14 protein-coding genes are annotated in these 23,232 nt (G+C 69.6%); 4 read left to right on the plus strand and 10 right to left on the minus strand.

Annotated features, from left to right (window positions below):
- Positions 1 to 30 precede the first annotated feature (30 nt).
- The 3 genes from drmC to drmA are packed head-to-tail and all read right to left on the minus strand — an operon-like array spanning position 31 to position 6,505.
- Complete coding sequence (gene drmC / locus AB0O11_RS15435) at positions 31 to 798, minus strand: DISARM system phospholipase D-like protein DrmC (protein WP_363386224.1); 768 nt, start codon at positions 796 to 798, stop codon at positions 31 to 33.
- Complete coding sequence (locus AB0O11_RS15440) at positions 795 to 2,696, minus strand: DUF1998 domain-containing protein (RefSeq protein WP_363386226.1); 1,902 nt, start codon at positions 2,694 to 2,696, stop codon at positions 795 to 797. Before AB0O11_RS15440 ends, drmC begins: the two co-directional genes overlap by 4 nt.
- Positions 2,693 to 6,505: a DISARM system helicase DrmA gene (gene drmA / locus AB0O11_RS15445; protein ID WP_363386228.1), complete on the minus strand. Its 3,813-nt coding sequence runs from the start codon at positions 6,503 to 6,505 to the stop codon at positions 2,693 to 2,695. Before drmA ends, AB0O11_RS15440 begins: the two co-directional genes overlap by 4 nt.
- A 125-nt stretch (positions 6,506 to 6,630) precedes the next feature.
- On the opposite strand from drmA, the gene AB0O11_RS15450 reads away from it, so the two are divergent.
- Positions 6,631 to 7,482 carry a formyltransferase family protein gene (locus AB0O11_RS15450; protein WP_363386230.1) on the plus strand — a complete coding sequence of 284 codons (852 nt, stop codon included), beginning with the start codon at positions 6,631 to 6,633 and terminating at the stop codon, positions 7,480 to 7,482.
- 1 nt (position 7,483) lies between these two features.
- On the opposite strand, the gene AB0O11_RS15455 is transcribed toward AB0O11_RS15450, so the two are convergent.
- The 3 genes from AB0O11_RS15455 to AB0O11_RS15465 form a co-directional block, all read right to left on the minus strand.
- The gene (locus tag AB0O11_RS15455; RefSeq protein WP_363386490.1) at positions 7,484 to 9,718 is read right to left on the minus strand and encodes a tetratricopeptide repeat protein; all 2,235 of its coding nucleotides are present in this window, start codon (positions 9,716 to 9,718) and stop codon (positions 7,484 to 7,486) included.
- 177 nt (positions 9,719 to 9,895) lie between these two features.
- Positions 9,896 to 10,489, minus strand: coding sequence for a DUF6879 family protein (locus tag AB0O11_RS15460; RefSeq protein WP_363386232.1), 594 nt, complete (start codon positions 10,487 to 10,489; stop codon positions 9,896 to 9,898).
- On the minus strand, positions 10,482 to 10,751 hold the full coding sequence (locus AB0O11_RS15465; RefSeq protein ID WP_363386492.1) for a hypothetical protein: 270 nt from the start codon (positions 10,749 to 10,751) through the stop codon (positions 10,482 to 10,484). Before AB0O11_RS15465 ends, AB0O11_RS15460 begins: the two co-directional genes overlap by 8 nt.
- 161 nt (positions 10,752 to 10,912) lie before the next feature.
- Between AB0O11_RS15465 and AB0O11_RS15470 the strand changes: the two genes are divergently transcribed.
- Positions 10,913 to 13,462, plus strand: a complete 2,550-nt coding sequence (locus AB0O11_RS15470; RefSeq protein ID WP_363386234.1) for a DUF262 domain-containing protein — start codon at positions 10,913 to 10,915, stop codon at positions 13,460 to 13,462.
- 139 nt (positions 13,463 to 13,601) lie between these two features.
- Here AB0O11_RS15470 and AB0O11_RS15475 read toward each other — a convergent pair whose 3' ends face one another.
- Positions 13,602 to 13,847, minus strand: a complete 246-nt coding sequence (locus tag AB0O11_RS15475; protein WP_363386236.1) for a hypothetical protein — start codon at positions 13,845 to 13,847, stop codon at positions 13,602 to 13,604.
- Positions 13,844 to 14,206, minus strand: a complete 363-nt coding sequence (locus AB0O11_RS15480) for an ATP-binding protein (RefSeq protein WP_363386238.1) — start codon at positions 14,204 to 14,206, stop codon at positions 13,844 to 13,846. The genes AB0O11_RS15475 and AB0O11_RS15480 overlap by 4 nt, the downstream gene beginning before the upstream one ends.
- A 318-nt stretch (positions 14,207 to 14,524) precedes the next feature.
- Here AB0O11_RS15480 and AB0O11_RS15485 point away from each other — a divergent pair, with 318 nt between their 5' ends.
- Complete coding sequence (locus tag AB0O11_RS15485) at positions 14,525 to 15,391, plus strand: helix-turn-helix transcriptional regulator (RefSeq protein WP_363386240.1); 867 nt, start codon at positions 14,525 to 14,527, stop codon at positions 15,389 to 15,391.
- 4 nt (positions 15,392 to 15,395) lie between these two features.
- Complete coding sequence (locus AB0O11_RS15490) at positions 15,396 to 15,578, plus strand: DUF397 domain-containing protein (RefSeq protein WP_363386242.1); 183 nt, start codon at positions 15,396 to 15,398, stop codon at positions 15,576 to 15,578.
- A 45-nt stretch (positions 15,579 to 15,623) separates the two neighbouring features.
- Here AB0O11_RS15490 and AB0O11_RS15495 read toward each other — a convergent pair whose 3' ends face one another.
- Positions 15,624 to 19,934: a hypothetical protein gene (locus AB0O11_RS15495; protein WP_363386244.1), complete on the minus strand. Its 4,311-nt coding sequence runs from the start codon at positions 19,932 to 19,934 to the stop codon at positions 15,624 to 15,626.
- Positions 19,931 to 23,143 carry a DISARM system SNF2-like helicase DrmD gene (gene drmD / locus AB0O11_RS15500; protein ID WP_363386246.1) on the minus strand — a complete coding sequence of 1,071 codons (3,213 nt, stop codon included), beginning with the start codon at positions 23,141 to 23,143 and terminating at the stop codon, positions 19,931 to 19,933. Before drmD ends, AB0O11_RS15495 begins: the two co-directional genes overlap by 4 nt.
- Positions 23,144 to 23,232 lie beyond the last annotated feature (89 nt).

A 23,232-nucleotide genomic window follows, 5' to 3' on the forward strand; every position in this document is an offset into this window, starting at 1 on the left:
CACCGGCGGGGCCCGCGTCGTTCGAAACGCTCAGACGAACGTGATCGGTTGCAGGATCCCCTGCCTCATCAACGCCCTGATGTGCTCAGCCGCCCGCTCGGGCGCCGTCCCGCCACGCACCACCGTCCCGGCCTCCAGGTTGCGGCGCACCCCGGACTCCGTCAGGTTGGCACTCCCCAGGAACAGAACCCGGCGATCTGCCACGGCCAACTTGGCGTGCTGACGGGCGCTCGGGTGGTCGCGCCGGTCCACCGGCCAGTGCCAGAGCCGCACACCGGCCAACGATCGGAAGGCCGCCGCCGGCTCCGGACCGTCCAGCAACCGCCCGGCCCCTTCCCGGGTTTCGACCACGATGTGCACATCGACCCCTCGTGCCACCGCATCGGCGAGGGCCTGCGACAACGGGCGGTACGGGCGGGCCGAGTAGGTCATCGCGAGCAGCTCCGTCCGTGCGCCGCGGACCACCTCGGTCAGGACGCTGGCGGTCGAACGCACCGGCACGCCCGGCGTGCGCGGCCCGCTCCACACCGTCCGGACCTCGGCGTCGCCGCGCTGATCGCCCCAGGCCGCGCTGAATCCCCGCAGATAGGCCGCCGCGGTGACCTCGGGTACGGCCTCGGCGCGGATCGCCCGGTACACCTCCCGGATCTGGTCGCCGGTGCGCGGCGACGGGAACTCGGCGGCCGCGTACTCCGGGCCGCGTCCCTGTTCGAGGAGCGCGGCCAGCACCCGGGCCCGCTGCGGGCCGAGGGCCGCGACCGCCGATGCGGCCGCGGCCTCGAAACGAGCAGTGGTCACGCGAGCAGCTCGGCCGGTGTGAGCACCACGTCGGGCTCGTCCCCGAGCGGCACCAGGAAGCGCCGGTCCAGGAAACGGTTGCCCCGCTCGCAGGTGGTCTCCGAGACGAACAGGCAGATGTGGCAGGCGGCACCGTGCAGGTGGTCGGCCGGCGCCTTCGGCAGACGCTCCGCACACAACGGATCGGAGGAGCAGTGCGCCGCGTTGCGCAGCGCCGTCCTGACGATGCGCTCGAACTGCGGGTCCTCGGCCAGCGAGACCAGCCCGCCCAGGGTGCCCTCGGAGTCGGGTACCGCCGTGTAGATCAGGATGCCGGTCCTCGGGTCCGTTTCGTCCCCGGCGTAGATCCGCTCCGCGAGACTCGCCGAGTTGTAGCCGCACTCCAGGGCGATGGTGCGGATGAGCAGGTGGGAGAGGGTGTGCAGAGCGATGTAGCGCTCCCCCGGCCAGCCCTGCATCGGGTCGAACTGGCCGGTGAGCCGGTCGCTCCTGCGGTTCGTGCGGAACCGGGCGAAGGCTTCCCGGTGGGCGACCATCTGCGGGGACTTCTCCACCCGGGTGACCCAGTCGGCCATCAGGCCGTCCCGCACCCGCAGGAAGATCCCCTCGCCACGTACCTCGCTGGCGGGCACCCAGCCGAGACCGGTCCGGGACAGCCGGACGGGGACGGCGATGTCGTCGGCCTCGGGGTCGGGCGCGTCGAGCCGGGTGAACCCTATGAGGGCCCGCGCCTCGCGCAGCCGCTCCACCTGCCGGACGTCGGAGAACAGCCCCTTCAGCGCGTCCGGGACCGGCACCGTCTCCAGGGCGAAGTCCTCGGTGACAGCGGGCGGGCGCGGCGCCGAGAGGACGGCCCACTCCGGGCCGAGGAGATCCGGCAGCCGGGCGTCCGAAGCCGGTGCCTCGCCGTTCTCCGCAGCCTTCCGGGCCTGGACCGCGGCGATCAGCGCGTCGGCGTCGTACTCCTTGAGCCAGCCGAGCCCCGGGAAGGACGACACCGCGTCATAGATCTCGCGCGTGGTGATGTTCTGCAGCTCCGCCCACCGCTCTTCGAGCAGTTCCGGGAGCTTGTCGTCCTCTCCGGGCGGAAGAGCGAGGGCACTCAGCGTCATCGGGAACCACTGGTTGGACGCTCCGGCGACCATGAGCGTCGCCTCGTTGCCGCAGCCGCCGGGCTCGAAGTAGTTACCGAGGTGCGGGTGACGCCCGCGACAGGCGGGCAGGTTGTGGCGGCCCCGTTCGCCCATCGCGTCCCGGATGTTGCGCTGCGCCCCGCAGCCGACGCACTCGATGGTCACGTTGGCGGCCTGGTTGCCGCCGTGGTCCTTCATCCGCAGCTTCGGCCGGGGCGCTGTCGGGCAGGCCCCACCCCCGTGCACGAACGGCGTGTACGGGAATTCGTCGAGGTGGCCGGCCGTGCACACCAGGGTGAAGCGCGCGGCGACGGCAAGCGGCTTCCTCCGTCCCGGGGTGCAGTCGTGGACGAACTTCGCCTCGTGCGGGGTCCTCGGGTTGCTGTTGATGAACGCGAACTCTTCCGAGTCGACCGCCGCGAGGACGTTGCAGGCCGTGCACCGCAGCCATTGTGGGAACGGCGTGATGGGCACGCCGACCCCTTGGCTGGCCCAGTCCTTGGCGTTGTCGGCACCCTCGGCCCACGGTGCCGCCCGCAGCTCCGTGACCTGCTCGCGTCCGTAGAGCTGGAGGGACCGGTTGACGGCCGTCCGCAGCCGCGGCTCGTCGATGCCGTAGTCGGTCAGACCGGTGTGGGACCACTGCTCCAGCCCCTGCACCAGCACCGAGAAGTTGGGCAGGTCGATGAGGGAGCCCACCCCCGCGGTGAACATCAGATGGCTGGGTCGCACCGCACCCACCCGCCGGAAGTAACCGTTGCTCATCGCTTTCCCCTCCTCGTCGCCGAAGCGGCGACGTCTCCGTACTCGTCCGCATCGACCTCGGCGTGACCGTCGTCGCCCCGGCCCTGGCCGAAGTTCCACTCGGGCCCGGAGTTCGTGGACGCTTCCATCAGTCTCCCGCCGCCGGGCAGCAGCAGGTTGATCTCGTTCTCGGTCTCGCGCATCGACATCGGGACCGTGAGAGCGTCCCACCGTGCGCCGTCGGCCCGGCGCAGGAGCGGGGCCACGACGGTGTCCTTCTTCTTCTCCTTGCGGTAGCCGAGCACGGCGCTGCCCTCGCGCTTGCCCGTCCAGGCCTCCTTGAGCACCTCGATGCGCTCGGCGAGGTACCCGCGGGCCCGCGGCCCGCCGACCGCTTCGGCCCGGTCCAGCAGGCGCCGCTCGACCTCCGCCGCGATCTCGCCGTCGAGGTCCACCGTGTGGGCGTCCGTGTTCCGCGAGTTCTCGTACACGGCCTGACGCAGCGCGGCGATGTACGTCGGCGCCGTGCCCCGGTCGAGAGCGCGGCGGGTGAACGGGGTGACGGACAGGGCTTCCACCTGGCGGTAGAAGGTGGCGTGGTAGTGCGCGAAGTCCTCGAAGTGAGCCAAGTCCCGCGGCCGCGACCAGTTGTAGAGGGTGACGACCAGACCGGGGCGGGCCGGGTCACGGCCGACCCGGGACGAGGCCTGGATGTACTCTGCCGTGTTCTTGGGCTGACCGACCACCAGCATCAGCCCGAATCGGGAAACGTCCACACCGACCTGGAGCATCGACGTGGCGAGCACCACGTCGACGGCTTGCTTGGCCGGATGGGTGGGCAGCGCCCGGGGCTCGCGCTTCTCCTTCTTGGCCGCGGCGAACTCGGCCATCAGGGCCCGACGACGGGCCGAGGTGTCCCGCTCCTGGTCGAAGCCGCCCTCCAACCGCTTGAGGGTCGCGCTGATCTCGGACGAGGAGATCCGGGAGGTGAGCTCCTGAATGGACAGCATGCCGGTCCGGCCGACGATCCGGTTGGCGATCGTCTCGTGCCCCTTGCGGCCGCCGTTGGAGCGCACCCGGGTGGTGATGTCGTCGTCGAGGTAGCGGCGCATGCCGGCCAGCTCGCGGGTGGCGTTGAAGTACCCGACCAGGGTCATGTACGGGTCGGCCGGCGCACCGTAGTCGTCGAACAGCTGCTGCGCTCCCAGCAGCAGGATCTCCGCGACCCGGATCTCCGCCGCCTTGAGCCGGGTGCCGTGGGCGCACACGCCTAGGTACCGGCGGCCCGGGTCGGTCCGGCTGACCTCGACCTGCCGGGAGAAGAAGGTGTCGCCGACGTCCAGGACCTGTGGCGGGAACACCGCGAGCTTCCGGCCGAAGACACCCCGGACCTGGTCAGCGGCACGCTTCGTGGTCGCGGTGGACGCGACGATCTTCGGCCCGACCTCGTACCGGGTTCCGCGCTCGTCCGTGAAGGCCCAACTGCACAGCTGGTCGACGGCCGACTCGAACAGGCCCACCGTGGTACCGAGCGATCCCGAGATCAGGTGCAGCTCGTCCTGGATGATCAGGTCCGGCGGGCGCAGCCGGGTGACCGTCCGGGCGGGCTGCTCACCCCGGTGGCGGGAGCGGCACTCGGTCTTCTCGTCGAGGTCGTCGTGACGGTACCCGTGAACCGGGCAGAGCTCGGTGACCCGTCCGAACAACAGGCCGGCGTAGCCGTTCCACGGCAGCTGCGCGAGCTTGTCGACGGTCGCGATGAGCATCGCGGGGGCCAGCCGGTAGATCTCCTCGTCCACGGTGAGGACGGGGATGCCCTCCTTCGGGGCGCTCTTGCGGGAGAACGGGCAGCGGTCCTCCCCCTCGCCGCGCGGGCAGTACAACAGGACGCGCCGGGTGCGCTCGTCGGCCTCCATGTTCCGGTGGGCCGTCAGCCCCGAGCCGCACCACGGGCAGCTGAGCACCTGGATGACCCGGGCGTGTTTGTCGTCGGCGCTCTCCCGCGCCCCCGCGATCTGCTCGCGGGCCTCCGGGAACCAGTTCGGCGACACGGAGGTCCCCACCCAGAGACCGATCCGGAACGGGGTCCTGCCCCAACGGAGGTCGCCACCGGTGTACGCCTCCCGGCGCAGCACCTCGGCTGCGGCGACCAGGGCCGCCGCGCGCTGGAACTGCTGCGCCGTCAGCAGCCGCAGGGTGTAACGCATCAGCACCCCGACGCCGGCTTCGCCGCTGCGCGCGTCGCCGCCGCCGCCGATCACGCCCTGGAGACGGCGCAGCGCGAAGGTGTAGGCGGCGAGGCCGAGGTAGGCCTCGGTCTTTCCGCCACCGGTCGGGAAGAACAGCAGGTCGACGACGGCTTCGGCACCGGCGCCGCGGTCCGGGTGGCCGGGGCGGGAGAGCGAGGCCAGGTTGAGCAGCACGAAGGCCAGCTGGAACGGGCGCCAGCTCGCGCCCTCCTTGCCCTTCGCCTCGACGGCGTCCTTCGCCGGCTGGTACGAGCTCTGGTCGTCCTCGTGTCCGGCGCGGGCAGCCGCGATGGCGGTGTTGCGCCGCTGCAGGGCCATGGCCCGGTTGGCGAAGCGGAAGGCTTCCAGTGCGATGTCGTCCGCGTCGAGCGCGTCGATGCCGAGGGCGATCCGGTTGCAGACCTCCTCGGCCTGGTCGATCGCGAACCCGGCGGCTCCGCGCAGGTCCTCGGGGAGCGACTGGAGGCGTTCGCGCTGCTCCTTCAGCCAGGTGTGGTATCCGTCGGCGAGCGGCGCGAGTGCGGCCCTGAGCTCCTTGCGCCGGGTGGGCACGGCGAGTTCGGCGAGTTCGTCCATGCCGAGTTCGAGGCCGGCGAGCAGCGGCTGCTCCTCGACCCTGGGGGCCGTGGTGGAGGGCACGTCGTGCACCGGCAGCCAGGTGGTGGTGAGCCTGTGCGCGCGGCGCTCCCCTGCGCGGACCTCGGCGCGGACGGCGACGTTCCGGCCCACCGCGTGGCGCAGGCTGTCGCGGTAGAGCAGCCGGAGCCGGTCCTCCTCACTGTCCTCGTGGGCCGACACGGCGCCGTGGGCGAGCGGGTCGTCGATGGGGAGGAAGACGGCAGCGTCGGCGTCGGCGAACGCGGTGACGTCGAGCTCGGTCTGGAACAGCCAGTTGGCGTCCTTGCGATCGACGGAGTCATCCAGCTGGTTGACGAGAGCGACCTCGACCACCCGCAGATCCTCGCCGCCGGGCCCGCCGTCCCGCTGACGCACCTTGACGTCCAGGAGGACGGACGGCCCGGCCGCGCTGTCGCCCTCCAGAACGATGCGGCGGTCGCCGGTGCCGGTGACGTCGATGTCCTTGGGCTTCTCCACCGGTTCACGCCCCCACACCCGACGGGTGCGGTCGTCCTCGGTGAGGGTGTCGGTGAGTGAGTAGCGCCCCCACCTCGCCGTGACCGTGAGTGTGCCGATCGAGGCCGGCACCGTGAATGACAGCCCCATGGACGAGGCCCAGATCCGCCCCGCCGCCTGCGGGGTGAGCAGTTCGGTCGGCTCGGTGTCGGTCCGGTCCCCGTCCGCGCCCGATTCGACGTCGGCGAGCTGGGCCGCGTTCCGGGCCGCCTGCGCCGAGGTACCGTCAGTGGGACGGGGGCCGAGCATCCCGACGAGGTAGCGGTCGCGCGGACCGGCCGAGCGGTGCGGCAGCGCCTCCGTGGTGCCGTCCCAGGGGCCGAGCAGATCGCGCCTGATGTACGTTTCGAGGGCCTCGCGAGCGTCGTACGAATCGCCGGCGAGGAAGGTCTGCGGCACTTCGTCCAGCGGGTGCGGGACGGGCGCCGAAGCGGGCTGGGCGGACATGAAGTGAGCTGCCCCTTCGGGAGGATGACCGAGTACGACGAGCCTACTGGGCCACGCCGACACTTCCTTCAGAACCATACCTTTGCCGATTGACTTAGTTCACAATTTTTCCAGCGGGAGACACAGTGCAGAATCGCTTGCGGGTCGTTCTCATCTCCTCGAGCGCGACGGGGTTCGCCAATCTCCAAGTCCCGTGCACCGATGCAGGTCACGAGGTTGTCGCCTACGTGTGCGCCGCATCCGCGACGGGGGCAGTGGTCGGCGACGTCCTGTCGCAACTTCCACCGGGCGTCGACCTCCTGCTGCCGCGCAGCACTGCCGGCCTGGCTCAGGCGCTGACCGGCTACCGGCCGGACCTGGTGGTCTGCAACGGGTTCCCGTGGAAGCTACCGGCCGAAGTGCTGCACGTTCCCCGCCTCGGCGTGCTGAACGTCCACCCCTCCCTGCTGCCACGCCACCGCGGCCCGATGCCGATCCACTGGGCGGTCCGGCACGGCGATCCCGAGACCGGCGTGACGATCCACTGGATGGACGAGTCCTTCGACACCGGGCGGATCCTCGTGCAGCGCGGAGGGGTCGAGCTCCCGGACGACCTGGACGGCGACAGCGTGTTCACGGAAATCCAGGCTCTGTCCCGCGAACTTCTGCCGGAAGCGTTGGATCTGGCGGCGGCCGGCAACGCAGGCACCGAGCAGGGCCGAGAAGGGGCGAGCTACGAGAGCATGATGGGACCACAGAGCGCGGTCATCGACTGGTCGGCGAGCCGCCGCGACGTCCACGACCTCGTCCGTGCCTTCCGATTCGGACTGTTCCCCGTTCCCGGTCCGCTGGCCGTCGTCGACGGCCGGTGGGTAGCCGTCCTCAAGTCCCGTACCGAGCCGGGTGACGGCACCCGCATGGAGTGCGCGGACGGCCCGCTGTGGATCGTGGAGTCAGCCCCGGTCCCAGCGCGGGACGTCTGGCTTCCCGCGAGCTGACTCAGACGTCCTCACCCAGGTCATTCGTCAACCGGTCGCGCAGGCGCAGCGCACCCGGATCGGTGAAGTCGTCGAGCAGGGCCAGTGCCTCACGCCGGTGCTCCCGCACCGCATCCGCTGCCTCGTCCATGGCCTCCGCCGCCTCGGCGAGGTGGCAGAGGGCCACCGCCCACTGCCACCGGTCGCCCAGCTCACGGTGCACGGCAACGGCACGGCGGTGGAACTCGGCCGCCTCCTGGGCCCGGTCGAGTGCGAGGTAGGCCCGGCCCGCGCCGTCCCAGGCGAGCGCTTCGCGGCTGCGGTCACCGAGGCTTCGTTGCAGGACGGCGGCGCGCTGGTAGGAGGCGAGAGCACCGGCAGAACGACCCGCAGCGCATTGGGCGTGCCCGAGCTGCGTCAGCCAGTACCCCTCTGCGACGGCGCTGTCGAGATCCACCGCGGTGTCGACCGCGCCCTGGGCACTCTCCAGTGCCTCGCCGGTCCGACCGTCTTCGAGCTGGATCACGCTGAGGACGCGCATCGCGTTGCCTTCGGCCCGACGGTCACCCGATTCCCGGAACGACTCCAAGCCTGCACGAACCAAGCGCTCCGCTTCGGCGAGCCTGCCGAGTTCCGCCTGGACCTGGGCGAGGTTCACCGCCATCCGCGGCTCCCAATAGGCGTCGCCCAGACCCTGGAACAGCGCACGAGCCCTCTCGAACGCATCCTGTGCGCCGGGCAGTCGGTGTTGCCGCAGTCGCAGCAGGCCGAGTCCGTTGAGGGTCAGCGCCTCCCCGGCGGGATCTTCGAGTTCACCGCGGATGGCCAGTGCCGCCTCGTACTGCTCGCCGGCCTGATCGAACCGGCTGGACTGGGTGAAGGCCATGCCCAGGCTTTCGTGAAGCTCCGCCTGCGCGCGCCGGTCATCGCAGCGCCGTGCGGCCTCCAGGCCCAGGCGCGAGGTCGCGAACCAGTCCTGGAAGGTGTTGCGCTGCATGTGGACGGCACGGAGGACGATGGCGAGCTGCCAGGCGTGTTCGTCCAGGCCGAGGGCAGCCGCGGTTCGCGTTGCCGCCGTGAGGTTCTCGCGTTCCGTCTCGAACCACTGCATCGCGGCGACTTCGTCGCTGAAGGCCACGGGCTCCACGTCCGGATCGAGCGGAGCCAGTGGGACGCGAGGCTCATGGGGTGCCGCGACGGCCTGGGCCTCGTCAGCCGCGTGCAGGTACCAGGCCAACACGCGCCGCACTGCCCGGTCGCTCTCCTCCGGCTCCTGCTCGTGCCGCGCCTGGTCGACGGCATAGGCACGCAGCAGGTCATGGAACCGATAGCGGTTCGAGCCGATCTGCTCGACCATGTGCGCTGCTACGAGCCCGTCGAGCAGACGACGCGTCGGCCGGTCCCGGCCGGCGACCAGCGCTGCGGCGGCCGCAGTACTGAACTCACCGGTGGGATGGAGACCGAGCATTCGGAACAGCCGTGCAGCATCGCCGGGAAGGGCGCGGTACGACCAGGCGAAGACGGAGCGGACCGCCTCCGATTCCTCCTCGTCCTCACTGGACAACGCATCCCACAGGCTGGATTCGTCCCGCAGGTCCTGGATCAGGTCGTTCAGCAGCATCCGCGGCCGGCCGGCCGCGCGTTCGGCGGCGATGCGCAAGGCCAGTGGAAGGCGTGCGCAGAGTCGCGCCAGTTGTGCGAGCTCTTCCGGATCGTCGCCGTTCCGGTAGTCGGCCGTGACCGCCCGCAGGAGCTCGACGGCGTCATGCTCCGCCAGTATCTCCAGAGTCAGGTGCCGGGCCCCCTCCCGCACACCGAGGCCCGAGAGACGGTGCCGGCTGGTCACCACGACCAGGCATCCAGGACCACCGGGCAGCAGCGGACGGACCTGGGCGGCGCTCGAGGCGTTGTCGAGCACGATGAGCATCCGACGGCCGGCCACCAGAGACCGGTAGGTCGAAGCCATGGCCTCGGGATCGGTGGGGATCGCCGCTGCGGGCACGCCCAGCGCGCGCAGGAACCGTTCCAGTACCTGTGCGGCGGCCACCGGCTCCTGCGGATCGTAGCCGCGCAGGTTCGCGTACAGCTGCCCGTCCTTGAAGTGTTCGCGGACCGCGTGCGCCCAGTGCAGGGCCAACGAGGTCTTCCCGACCCCCGCGGTACCGGTCAACACGAGGACGTGTGCCACCGGTTGCCGTTCGGTCAACAAGCGGTCCATGGCCTCCTGCTCCACGGCCCGGTTGACGAACAAGCGCACGTCCGTGGGCAACTGCCGGGGCACGGGTTCGCCACTACGGGCGGAGGACCCGGGCGCAGCATGGAAGTGCACCGGCCCTCGGATGTCCCGGGCCTGCACGACGTTGCCGGCGGACGATCCCGACATCGACGAACTGGTACTGCCCGGGGACGCCCCGGCCCCCTCCGGCTCCACCCCTCAGCGCTCCACCGGCTGCCGCGCCATGAAGTCCACGATGTCCTCACCACGGTCGTACAGGCGGGCGATGAACTCCGTGACCCGTTCCCTGGTCGCCTGGTCCACGTAGCGGATCGCACCGTCGGCAAGACCTGCGGCGTCGTACGTGATGTCGTAAACGGTGTCGGGCCCAAGGGTGATGAGCTCCGGGAGCGGCCCGTCGAGCTCGTACGGAGCGATCAGCTCGGGGCCGACCACGCGGATCAGCTCGCCGCACTCGGCGCGCACCCGCAGAAGTTGGAGCTCCCACTCCAGATAGGGCGTCAACGGGAACTCGACGACGCGCACACGCAGCAGCCGGCAAGCGTGGTCGGCGGCCAACTGGGAAAGCCGGAGCAGGTCGTCACGTCTGGACTCGATGAGCTCCAGCGCTTTCGTCCGGTCCCCTCCGACATGGGCGCGCCAGCTGGCATCCTTGGGCTCCTGGAACTCCTGGCGCCGCTCCAGCTTCCACGAGTCGTAACCGTCGACCGCGAAGTCCCGTTGCCGGAAGTCGGCTTGATACTCGGTCTGGGGAAGTCGCTCACCCGGCACGTCGCCGAGAAGGTCACGCATCCGGCAGGTCCGCCTTCGCCGACAGAAGTGTCGCTCGGGGGATGACCACGAGGCGCTCGCCCTCGCCGACCATCACGTCCTGCGGGAGACCGGCCCGATAGGCGGCAGTCAGGTCCCGCCCGATGACTGCGATGTCGCCGTTGTCGAGTTCCCAGACGTCGGGGCAGCCGTCCCGGCCGCCCGTGGTGCCCAGTTCAGCCGGCGACTTGCCGAGGCGCCGGGTCAGCACTGCGTCGGGATCGGCGTCCCACGGCTGGTTCATCACGCCTCCGGATTGTCGCGTGAGCTGTCGACTACACACCGTACAAACCGGCCCGACTCCGAGTCAATGGCGCCCTCACCACCCGGCTGCCACACCGCGCCCGTACGCTGTCGGCCAGTGCCGGACGTGCAGTTCCGAGCACGACCGGCTGAAGGGGAGTCATGCGGGCGCAGGAGATCACGTTCCTCAACCTGGTGCAGGGCGAGAAGCAGTTCCAGGTGCCGCTCTACCAGCGGACGTACAGCTGGGAGCGACCGCAACTGCAGCAGCTCTGGGACGACGTGTCCGAGCTGGCGGAGCAGCACCTCGACGGCGCCTCGCCGACTGCGCACTTCCTCGGCTCCGTCGTCCTCGCGCCCGGCCACATCCAGGCCGGCGGCGTCCAGCGCTGGCTGGTGGTCGACGGCCAGCAGCGACTCACCACACTGATGCTCGCCTTCACCGCGCTGCGCGACCACTACAAGAACACCGGGGCCGGGACGGCCGCCGACCGGGTGCACCGGCAGATGCTGGTCAACGAGTTCCACGAGGGGCTCGACCACTACCGCCTGCTGCCCACCCAGGCCGACCGGGACGCGTACACCGCGTGCGTGGGCTCCTCCCCCAAGGCAGGCGGCGCAGGCAACATCGGTACGGCCTACCGGTTCTTCCTGGGCGCCCTCGCTGAAAGCGAGGAGGAGAACGGCGGCAAGTGGGTCACCGCCGTCGAGACCGTCCTCAAGAGCCTGCTCTCGATCGTCGAGATCACCGCCCAGGCCGGCGACAACGTCTACCGGATCTTCGAATCGATCAACAACACCGGCGTCGGCCTCAGCCAGAGCGACCTGCTGCGCAACTACGTCTTCAGTCTGCTGCCGAAGCGCGGCGAGCGGGTCTACCACGAGCTGTGGCTGCCGATGCAGCAGGACCTCGGGCCGAGGAACCTCGAACTCCTGGTCTGGCTCGACCTGGTGGTGCGCGGGCACGGCAAGGCCAAGCAGAGCGAGATCTACCGCGAGCAGCAGAAGCGGCTGGATGCCTTCAAGAGCGACGAGGAGGCGTTGCAGCAGGAGATCGCTCTGCTCGCCGAACGCGGCGGTCGGCTGCTGCGCATCCTGGAGCCCGAGCGGGAGAGTTCGGCCGCGCTGCACGGCGTACTGGAGCGGCTGAGGGCGTGGGGCGGCCAGACGCACTACCCGCTCGCCCTGCACCTCCTCGACCTCGTCGACGGCGGGCAGGCCACGGCGGAGGAGGCCGCCGAGGCGCTTGGCTACGTCGAGTCGTACCTGGTCCGCCGGATGATCTGCCAGGTCCCGACGAACAACCTGAACCGCATCTTCATGGACGCCCCCAGGGAGCTGGAGACGGACCGCTCCCCCGCCGAGGCCGTGCGCCGGCTGCTCTCCGGCCGACGTCGCAAGTGGCCCTCGGACGAGGACCTGCGCGAGGCGATCCGCACCAAGCCGTTCTACTGGAGCGGGCGCTCCGCCCAGCGCTTCCACGTGCTGCGGTGGCTGGAGGAGAGCCACGCGGCGAGCGAGCCGGTGGACTTCGAGAAGGCTTCGCTCACGATCGAGCACGTGCTGCCGCAGCGTCCGCCACAGGCCTGGTTCGACCTGCTCGCGGAAGAGACGGAGGACGGCCAGAGCCCCAAGGAACTGCACGACCTGCTGGTGCACACCCTCGGCAACCTGACCCTGTCGGGCGACAACTCCAAGCTCTCCAACCACCCGTTCGAGCGGAAGCAACAGCTCTTCGATTCGAGTGCCCTGCGGATGAACCAGGAGATCGCCGCCGCCGAGCGCTGGGGCAGGACGGAGATCCTGGCCCGCGCCGACCGGCTCGCCGAGCGGACGATCGGCCTGTGGCCGGCTCCCATCGGATCGGTGAAGACAGCCGGCGACGAGTGGCCGGGATGGGCGGACCTGCGCGCGGCGCTCGTCGCGATGCCCAGCGGCACCTGGACCTCGTACAGCGACGTCGCCGAACTGATCGGCCTGCACGCGCGAGGGGTCGGAAACCACCTGTCCACCAAGGCCGGGGTGATCGGCGCGTACCGGGTTCTCAACTCGGACGGCCGGGTCTCCTCCGACTTCCGCTGGCTCGACGGCGACCGGACAGAGACCCCTCGGGAGCTCCTGGAGGACGAAGGCGTCCCCTTCGACGAAGCCGGCCGCGCCCACCGCTCGTGCCGGTTGACCGCCACCGAACTGGCGACCCTGCTGGGCCGCGACATCCCGGCGGACCGGCTGCACGACCCACTGCCCGACACCGAGAACGCGGCTGCGGCGGAACGCTTCCGCGCTCAACTGGCCGAGAACCAGGCCGGGGCGGTGGCGGAAGGAGTACTGACCGCGCTGCGCTTCTGGGAACGCCAGGACGGCCACTTCGACTACGGCCGCTCCGAGGAGACCAGCTGCTTCCCGATGCTCAACACCGGGACTCCTTCCCAGCCGCACCTGCTGTGGCCACTCGCGCTCTACCCGGTGTCGGGGACGGCGGAGGTGGTCTTCCAGTACCTGAAGGACCGCAGCCCGTTCGACGACACCGAGGTACGGCAGGAGCTGCTGCGACGGCTCAACGAGATCGACGGGATCGACCTGGCGGAGGCGAAACTGGAGCTGCGCCCGTCCTTCCCGCTCCAGGTGTTCGCCGATCACCCGGAGGAGGTCTGCGCGGTGCTGGAGTGGTTCGCCCTCACTGCGGCGCTGGATCTCGCGCAGCGTGCCTGATGTCGATCGCCGTGCCGCCGAGCCGAGTTGGGGGACTCGGCTCGGCCGTGCGCGGCGCGGTGTCAGGTGGGTACGCCTCCGACCGGGCTTCGGCTCTTGGGCTCGGAGCGGTCCGTCGCGAACGTGGCAGTGCCCGTTTTCATCCCCGGCCGCTCCCTTCGAGGTTGCGGAGGAGCTGGAGGAGGTTGAGCAGGGTGCTCACGGGCGCGTTGCCGAAGTCGACCAGGAGGCGCCCGTCGAGGATGGTCTCGCCGGCGCAGGCGGAGCCCCAGAGGAGTCCGTACGGGAGGCCGAGCCGGTGCAGTTCACCGAGGAGAGCGGTGATCTGCGGCCTGGTGTAGTCACGCATCCGGGGGTCGTCGGGGGCGACGGGTTCGAGGGTCACGAGACCGAGTCCAGCTCGTACCAGACGATCTTGCCGCGCTTCTGCGGGTCGACGCCCCAGCGGTGGGTGAGGCCGGCGACGAGCTGGAGGCCCCGACCGGTCTCGACGAAGTCGCCGGGGGTTCGCTGCTCGGGGAGGGCGTCGCTCTCGTCCGAGACGGTCACGCGGAGCGTGTGGCCGAGGAGGGAGTAGAAGACGACGGGACAGGCGGTGTTGCCGTGCCGCCAGGCGTTGACCAGGAGCTCCATGAGGGCCAGTTCGGCGTTGAAGATGGTCTCGGGGTCCCAGCCGTAGTGCGTCAGAGTGTCCCGGAGGGACTGGCGGGAGAGGGCGAGGGAGGGGGTGTTACGGGTACACACGGGAACCTCCGTGAGGGGGTGGCGTGGAGAGAGGAGAGAGCGAGACGGCGGATACGTCGCCGTGAGCCAGGCCAGAACGGGGCTGGTTGATGCCGCGCATGGGTGCTCTGCGGTGCGAGGGCAGCAGGCGCCTACTGCCCGAGAAAGGCGTTACTGACGATCCATCGGATCGGCCTGGTGATGACCATAGCCCAGCATCAGATCAAGTTTTACCCCAATCGCAGATCTTCCCTCTATCGTGGGACCGGCCCGCCCCAGATGGACCGACCGGCAAGCCGGGCGGCAGACTGGGGTCAACCCCAGCCCCGGAAGGAAGTCATGGCTCCACGCGCGAACCCAACACTCCGTCAGCGGAGGCTCGGTGCAGAGCTGCGAAGGATGCGCGAGCAGGTCGGCTTCGGTGGCAGCGAGCTCGGCCGCCTCGTCGGCATGAGCCCCGCGCAGGTCACGCAGATGGAGGCAGGGAAGATCGGCATCAGCGTGGAACGCCTGCGGACCATCGCCGCAACGTGCATGTGTGTCAACGAACCCTTGATCGCCGCTCTCTCGGACATCATCACGGAGCGCGAGAAGCCCGGCTGGTGGGAGGAGTATCGCGGAACCCTGTCTGAGGACTTCGTTAACGTCGCGGAGTTCGAAGGCCAGGCCCGAAGGCTCACTACCTACTCGATGGCTTTCATTCCCGGCCTGCTCCAGACCGGCTCATACTCCTCCGCCGTCTTCTCCCAGACCTTCCCACCCTTGCCTCGTCACGAGATCGACCTCAGAACAGCCTTCCGGATGCAGCGGCAGCGCATTGTCCGATCGGGCACAACGCCGTACTCAGCGTTCATCCATGAGGCAGCGCTGCGCATGCAGTTCAGCGGCCCGACCGTCCTCGCCGAACAACTCGGCGTGCTCATCGAAGACTCCGAGCAAGCGAACGTCTCGATCCGGGTAGTTCCGTTCAACGTCAGTGCCATGCCGAGCTCAAGCGGGACCTTCACGTACGCCGAGGGACCGATTCCCGAACTGGACGCGGCACAGGTGGACACGAGCCTCGGTTGCCGGATCTTCGACGCCCCGGCCCATGTGGCGAGGTTCCGATCCCTGCTTGCCCGATTCGAGTCTCGCGCCCTCTCGGAGGAGGAGTCCCGAGACTTCATCGGGTCCGTCATGAAGGAAATGGAAAGCAAGCGTGCATAGTCCCGTGTGGCAGAAGTCCAGCTTCTCCAGCTCCAGTGACGAGTGCGTTGAAGTACGCATCGTCAGCGGGCTGGTCGAGCTGCGAGAGTCCGACGATGGCGAGGTCATAGTCCGCACCACCCCCGCCAAATTTGCCAGGTTCCTCCGAGCCGCCAAGGCAAGCGAGTTCGACCACCACGCCAACTGACTTCGGCGCCCCTTCGCTCCGCAGAGCGAAGGGGCGCCGCCCCCCCTAGAAGAGGGCACCCTCCGGCGGGAAGAGCCCGTCATCACCGAAGCCAGCCGAGCTTGAGACGTTCAGCCGCTCGGCCTTTCTGCGCCGCGCCTCCGCAGAGGCCGGCGGAAGATCGGGGCGCCGGTTCGGCTTCTTGTGCAGCCCGAGGAACACCTCGTCGGCGTAGGCCTGGTGGTTGAGCCGACGAAGCCGGTCGATGATCTCCGTCCGAGCGAGCAACCCGATGGTGTACCGGGTCCCCTGGTCGGTCTCGTGGAACCCGTGATCCAGCGGAAACGTCTCGTGCGTCGGATCCGCCGGCCGGGTAGCCCCGGTGGGATCCAGCAGGTCGTACCACCCGTAGGCGGCGATGGTCGCTCGGTCGATCTCCTCGTGGATGGCCCGAAGTTCGACGATGTCGTTGTCGTCGCAGGCGGCGTCATGCACGAGGTTGTAGGTTGCCGTCAGCCCCATCTTGCGATCCCGCATCAGCTGACCGCGAAAGCTATCGAGGCGCCCTCCTACCACCCTGAGCTCGTTAGTGACCGGCGGGCGGACCAGGGTCTCGAAGACATCAGTGGGAGCGTAGTTGAGATCGGCCTTCATGGTCGAGCTGCGATCAAGAGCCCACCAGTAATGCGGCGAGCTGCTGAGAATCGCTAGGAATCCGGAGTCATCGGACGCGAAGACACCGAGCTTGTGCGCAAAAACCTGGCCAGTCGGCACCATGACCGGCATCACGACCTTACTCACTAGGGTTATAACGATGCATTTCCCTAGCGCGCCTAGCTTCTCGTAGAGCTCCGACCGGCCACGTTCGTAAAGCCACCATGAGTCACGCGCAGACTTACTGAAGGTCTGTTTCAGGCGATCCGGTCGAACCTCGCGCTTGACCTGGTCCAATGCCTTGGAATATTTCTCGGCTTGTTGCTCCGGCCAGTCATGGAAGTTGATAATCCACCGCTCACTGCCATGCACTGGACTGTTGTTGATATCCTGGCCGTTGAGGTAGGGAAACAGCACAGACTTGTACCGAGAATCCTCGGCAATCCACGCTTGCGCCTCGGCTTCGGACAACGTAAATCCCAGACCGAGAACGTATGAGCCAATAAATGAAACACCACGCATAGCATCAAGAGGCTCAGCCCAAGAAGGCTCACGAGTCATCGGATTGAGAGACGTAGAGATGCCACGCGGAACGACTTGGTCACCTACCACACGCTCCGCTTCTACTGCCACGGGCGCAATGCTCGTCCATACCGCGCAATACTCCAGAACTGCTGACCTCGAAGGCCAAGGCGCACTCTTAACCGCACGGCGGATCACAACACCAACAGCCTCCAGTTGGTCCAGGCCGACCTCACGAGTGCTGCCCTGCGCAAGCGTGTTCGTCGCGATGATTCCGGTCTGGCCGCTCCTGTTCAACAGGTCGTGCGCACGTAGTTCGAAGTAGGCCACCAGATCTGCGCTTCCGCGCTTTCCGCCTGCCAGGTAGTCCACCAAATACTCGCGGTATGCCTCACCCATCACTCCGGTGAGCTTCTGGCCACCCAAGAAAGGTGGGTTGCCGATGATGGCGTCAAAGCCTCCCCGCTCCTGGAAAACCTCCGGGAACTCCAACGGCCAGTGCACAGGTCGCCGTTCAAGCGCACCATCCGGCAGCTCACTGGCCAGCCACTCCTCCGCAAGGCGGCAGGCTCTCGCCACTTCGGGAGCCTCGACGTCAACATCCGCTGACCCCAATGCCTTCGCAGCGCCAGCCGCCAACGGGAACAAGTCGCGTACCCGCTCGCCACCGTCGTACTCGTACCACGGCACTCGACCCGAAGCACACGTTGCGAGCGCCGCACCCGCGATCAGGTCTCCGATGAGCTGAAGCCGGGCAGTGTGCTTGCGGACGTCCTCCAGGAGTTCACGCTTCTTCGCCAACGCCCGAAGGTTCTTACCCTTTATCGCCGTGATGGCGTGACGCGCCCGCACCGCCTCTTCCACCTGCCGCTCGACGTCAGCTGCCGCGCCGAGAAGGTCTCCCTTCTCCACCTCCAGGTGCATGGCCTTCAGCTGGTCGAGGCTGGTAACCCCGAGCAGCGAGTCGCCCGCCACCAACCGGTCATCAAGGAAGGTGAACGGCCGGGTGCGGTCCATGGAGACCAGCCACAGCGACAGCTTGGCCATCTCGACCGCCGCCGGGTTAATGTCTACCCCGTACAGACAGTGCTCGATGATCTGACGACGTGCCTTCACCACGATCTTGTCCGACTCGGCATCGACCGCTGTCACCGAGTCGACCGCGCGGCCCGACAAGTACTCGACCGCGCCCTTCCGCTTCTCCCGGGACCAGGCATCGATGAGCCTGTCCGCCAGGTAACGGCATGCAGCGACCAGGAAGGCGCCGGAGCCCATGGCGATGTCGGCGACCTTGAGCTCCAAAATCTCCTCAGCCGACTTGTGCACCCAGTCCTTGGTCACCGCCGTCTGAAGCGGCCCGACCCGGTACACCAGCGGCTCCAGCGCGTGCCGGACGACCTCCTCCGCCAGCTTCCTCGGCGTGTAGTGCGTCCCCGTGTTCTTCCGCAGCGAGGACTGCGTCACGTACAGCGCACCCGCCGGCATCACCACCGGCAGATCTCGCAGGTCCCGCCGGATGATCCCGAAGAACGGCAGCAGCCGCTCGACCAACTCCCGGTCCCGGCAGGCCGCGTAGAGCAGGCGCTTCGCCTCCTCCCCCGCGTCCCCCGCCAACGGCGCGAGCAGCTTCTCCAGCTTCCCGGCGTTGCCGATCCCGGGCTTGGGCTCCTTGTACGCCTCGCTGATCTTCTTCGCGAGCGCCTTCACGTCCTTGCACGAAGCCGCCAGCAACTCCAGGTCACGCAGCGGGACTTCGTGCTCCAGCCCCACCGGCCCGATCAGCCCGACGACCGTGTCCATCGCCCGCTGCCCGTCGTACGACAGCAGGCCCTCGTACACGTACCCGATCTGCTCGACGTCCAGCGCCCGGAAGGTCAGCCGACGCCGTTCCTTCTGCTTCCCCTTCCCGATCTGCACGTACTGCACCGCTTGCAGCATGTGCAGCACGGTCCGGTCGTCGATCGGGAGCAGCGGCGCCTGCTCCAGCCACGCATACTTCGTCGGATCGAAGATCGACCCGTCGTACGCCGGCATCTCCAGCTCGGGGTGCTGCACTCCCCCGTACACCGCGTGGAACAGCGCGATCAACCGGTGCCAGGCCGCCGTCGTGTGCTCCAGCGCCGCCTCGCCCTCGGCGAGAGCCCGCTCCTCAAGATCGGCACACAGCCGCCCCGCCGAGTACGACTCCGCGTACACCTGCGAGGACGACGGCAGCAGCCCGCGCTCCTCCGCGAAGAGCAGGAACACCACCCGCATCATCACGGCGACCGCTGCCCGGTACACCTCCTGCGCGCTGACCTCGTCCGCGTGCAGCCCGGCAGCCCCGCGCTCCATGGCCCGCGCGTCGGCCCGCCCGATGGCGTCGACCAGCAGCTCGACGGCCTGGCGGACCTGGACGCCGAGCGCGTCGGTGACCTCTTCCCCCGCCTCCAGGCTCTTCTTCAGCAACCCTTCCAGCGTCTCGGCCGCCTCGTACTCGAAGAAGCGCCCCCGCCGCAGCATCGAGATCAGCGCCCGCACGACGTTCCGCTCGGCGGCCTCGTTCCAGCCGATCGCGTCGAACAGCGCCGTCGTCGTGACGCCGCCCACCGGCGCCCACACCAGGCACCACCAGCGCCCGTCCGTCACCAGCCCGAGCGGAATCCCGTGGTGCCGGCAGAGCCGCGCCAGCCGGTCGGCCGGCGTGGCCGACCATTCCCCGCCCCACTCCGCCCGCGCCGTCGGCACCGTCCCGTTCGGCACGACCATGCCGATCAGCGGCACCCGCTTCGCCGCAGCCGCCACATCCGGCTCGGCCGCGAAATCAGCGCCCGGCTCGACGACTGCGAAGTCGGCCCGAAGCCGAGTCCCGTGCTCAGGCACGTCCACCGTGAACCGGTCGAGCGCCAGGTCGTCGTCCTCGCCCTGCCGCAGCACCAGGGCGTCGCCCCACTCCAGCAGGTCCCGCAGCACGTAGGCGACCCACTCGTCCCGCCCGGCCGTCCGGTCCACCAACCAGTCGGCGTGGCGGGCGCGCAACCGGTCGCGCTGCTTGCGGTCGATCGAGTCCAGCTGCGGCCAGGCGCCGAGCAGCACCGGCATGGTCAGGAACGGTCCGGAGACCTCGGTGAGTTCGAGCCACTCCTGGTGCTGGGTGCGGCCGTCGAGGGCCTTGGCCTTGGCGGCGGCGAGTCCGCGGGAGGCGGCGGGGCGCGGGCTCATCGGATGGCTTCCTTCTGCGGGATCACGAAGACGACGGCGACGGGGAACAGGTGCGAGCGGGGCGCGCGGTAGCGCTTGTCGATGGCGGCGAGTTCGCGTTCGCGCTCGGCGGCGAGGTCCTTGAGCCGGGCGTCCCACCGCTCGCGGTCCTCGCGGTACTGGCGCTGCTCGACGGAGGTGAGCTCGCGCTCGCCGAAGAAGGCCATCTGCTCGCCGATCCCGTCACCCTCCTCCTTGAGCTTCGCGCGCAGCGTCGCCTCGAAGCGGTCGAGCGTCGCCTCGATGCGGCGCTCCTCCTCTCCGCGCCGGTCTTGCAGGCCCTTCTCCAGCGAGGCCAGCCGTTCGCGCGAGCGGGCCGCCAGCGAGTCGGTCAGCGGCTGGGCGAGCCGTGGCCAGGCCTCGGCGGCGGCCTTCTTCAGGTGGGGCGCGGCCTCGACGCCCGTGGTGAGCGCGTGCGACAGCGTCGCGCCGAGCCCGCGCACGGACTCCCAGCGGCGGAAGCGTCCGGTGTCGCCGAACCACCCGCCCGCGTAGAGCACTTCCTCGTGCAGCCGGGTACCGTCCACGCCCACGAGCACGTACCGGGCGTACGCGCCGACGAGCGTGGTCTCCACCGCCGGGTCGTCGGTGACGACGGCGGCCACCCGGTGCAGCCCGACGGTGTCCGCGTTCCACACGGCGGCGGTGAGCAGCCGGGTGGACATCGCGACCAGCGGGTGCTTCAAGTGTGCCAGGACGACCTCGTCCCGCGCCCGGGCGACGATCTTCGGGTCGAAGGTGACGGGACGCTGCTCCTCGGGGCGCAGCTTGTGCGCGAGCCCGCGGGTGGCCCGCACCCAGGTGCCGGTCAGCGGCGGGACCTCGAAGAGCCCGCCGTCGAAGTCCTCGTGGTGGTGGGGCAGCAGCGTCTGCTGGCGGTCCAGGGCGAGGGCGGTGTCGACGACGCGCCGGATGTTCTCGGCGTTGAGCCCGAGCGTCTCGACGGTGTCCTTGTACTGCTCGGCCAGCCGCTTCGCCTGGGCCGTGACGTTCTGCTCGTGCGCGACCGTCCCACCCGTGGTGCGGCCCTTGATCTGCCGGGGCTTGGCGTGCTCGATGTCGACCGGGGCGTGGTCGCCGGTCATCCGGCGCTGCACGGCTTCGGCGATCACGGCGTTGACCGAGCCGAGGTCGGCCTCCATCCGCGCGACCTTCTTGGCGACCCGGGAGAGGAACTCCAGGTCCGCCTCGTAGGACCCCACGGCGGCTTCGCGCCAGCCGGAGCCGACGAAGTGGCGGATCTCCGGGTCCTCGCGCTGCCCCCAGCGGTCGATCCGGCCGATGCGCTGTTCGAGCTTGTTGGGGTTGAAGGGAATGTCGTAGTTGACCAGCCGGAAGCAGTGGTTCTGCAGGTCGATGCCCTCGCTGGCGGCGTCCGTGGCGATCAGGATGCGGACGCGCCCCTCGCCCGTGTCCGGCGCGGCCTGGAAGCCGAGCCGGATCTGTTCCCGCTCCTCGGCGCCGAGTCCGCCGTGGAGCTGGGCGACGCGCCCGCCGTCGGTCATCTCCTGCTGGCGGAGCAGGTCGACCAGCCACTTCTGGGTGTCGCGGTACTCGGTGAAGACCACGACCCGCTCGTTCGACCAGCGCTTGCCGTCCGGGCGGCAGATCGCCCTGAGGTAGGTGAGCAGCTCCGCCGCCTTGGAGTCGGCGGCGGCCTCGTGGTTCAGCGCCCAGCGCTCCATCTCGCGCAGCAGGCGCAGTTCCTCGCCGTCCTCCTCCGGGGTGAGCCGGGTGGAGCGGGTGAGCGCGTCGTCCTCCGCCTCGGCGAGGGCGAGGTCGTCGAGTTCGGCCGCGAAGTCGTCGAACTCGTCCAGCCAGTCCGGCACGTCGTCGGCGGCGACGCGGGGGCGCCCGGCCGTGTCGTCCAGGTGCCCGAGGTAGATCTGCACGGTGTGCAGGAAGGCCGCCGGGGAGGAGAACAGCCGCTTCTTCAGCAGCAGGGTGACCAGGTCGGCGGCCCTGCGGCCGCCCTTGGCCTTGGGCGCGAGGCGCTTGCGCCGCAGGTCGGCGAAACTGCTGACCAGACCGTGGACCTCCAGCTCGGCCGGGGTGTAGTCGACCTGGAGTTCGCTGGTCCGGCGGGTACGGAAGACGGGGTTGCCGTGGTCGTCGGTGACGTTGCTCTTCAGTCGCCGGATGACGGTGTCGTCGAGCGCGGCCTTGTCCGGGTCGACACCCCGGGCGAACCGCTGGTTGTCGATGAGTTCGAGCAGCGCGGTGTACGACTCCGGGTACCCGTTGTGCGGGGTGGCCGAAAGGAACAGCCGGTGCTCGAAGTGCGGCACCAGGCGGCGGATGAGCTTGGTCTGCTGGGAGTCGACGGCGTACACCTGCTTGGGGGCCGCGGGCGCGACGTGGTGCGCCTCGTCCAGGACCAGCAGGTCGAAGAAGCGGTGCTCGGCGCCGTCCTCGTCGCGCGCCGCCTCGCCGACCGGAATCACCTCGTCGAGGAGGCGCTGGGCCTTGACGCCGCGCAGCCAGGGCAGGGAGACGATGGTCAGCGGGTGGACGCGGAACGGGTTCGCGGCGGTGCCGTGGGTCCGGCGCAGCCGGGCGCAGTGCTCGGAGTCGACGATGGTGAAGTCGAGGCCGAACTTCTCGGCCATCTCGTCCCGCCACTTCAGGGTCAGGCCGGCCGGGCAGACGACCATCACCCGGCGCGCCCGGCCGCGCAGCAGCAGCTCCTGGACGACGAGGCCCGCCTCGACGGTCTTGCCGAGGCCCACGTCGTCGGCGAGCAGCAGGTTGACGCGCGGAGCGCCGACCGCGCGCGAGACGGGTTCGAGCTGGTAGGGCTCGACGGCGACCCCGGAGCGGAAGGGCGCCTGGAGGTTCTTGGCGTCTGCGGAGGCGACGGCGGACCAGCGGACGGCGTCGAGGAAGGCGGCCAGGCGGGCGGGCGGGTCGTAGCGGCCGGTGGAGGCCTCGGGGAGCGAGCCGGCGGGCAGGACCCGGCGGCCGGGCTCGATCTCCCAGATCACGCTGAGGGTGTCGCCGAAGCGGCCGTCCGCCACGGACTGCAGGTGTACCAGGGTGGCGCGGCCCTCATCGGTGCCGAACGAGGGGTCGACCCGCGCGACGACCCAGCTCTGGCCGCGGACCTCGACCAGTTCCCCCTCCTCGGGGAGCCGCTCGTCGATTCCGCTGTCCGTACGCCGGTCCGCCACGATCGGTCCGCCTTCCGTCGGTTCTCCGGTTGCCGCCGAACTCGGTGCGCCTCCCCCGGTCGGCCGCCGCGGATCCTATCACAGGGTAA

This window comes from Kitasatospora sp. NPDC093102, from assembly GCF_040683915.1.
Lineage (GTDB): Bacteria > Actinomycetota > Actinomycetes > Streptomycetales > Streptomycetaceae > Kitasatospora.

Coding starts and splice junctions, on each gene's coding strand:
- AB0O11_RS15440 (WP_363386226.1), bottom strand. CDS start 2,696: ATGAGCAACGGTTACTTCCGGCGGGTGGGTGCGGTGCGACCCAGCCAT.
- drmA (WP_363386228.1), bottom strand. CDS start 6,505: ATGTCCGCCCAGCCCGCTTCGGCGCCCGTCCCGCACCCGCTGGACGAA.
- AB0O11_RS15460 (WP_363386232.1), bottom strand. CDS start 10,489: ATGCGTGACCTTCTCGGCGACGTGCCGGGTGAGCGACTTCCCCAGACC.
- AB0O11_RS15465 (WP_363386492.1), bottom strand. CDS start 10,751: ATGAACCAGCCGTGGGACGCCGATCCCGACGCAGTGCTGACCCGGCGC.
- AB0O11_RS15470 (WP_363386234.1), top strand. CDS start 10,913: ATGCGGGCGCAGGAGATCACGTTCCTCAACCTGGTGCAGGGCGAGAAG.
- AB0O11_RS15485 (WP_363386240.1), top strand. CDS start 14,525: ATGGCTCCACGCGCGAACCCAACACTCCGTCAGCGGAGGCTCGGTGCA.
- AB0O11_RS15495 (WP_363386244.1), bottom strand. CDS start 19,934: ATGAGCCCGCGCCCCGCCGCCTCCCGCGGACTCGCCGCCGCCAAGGCC.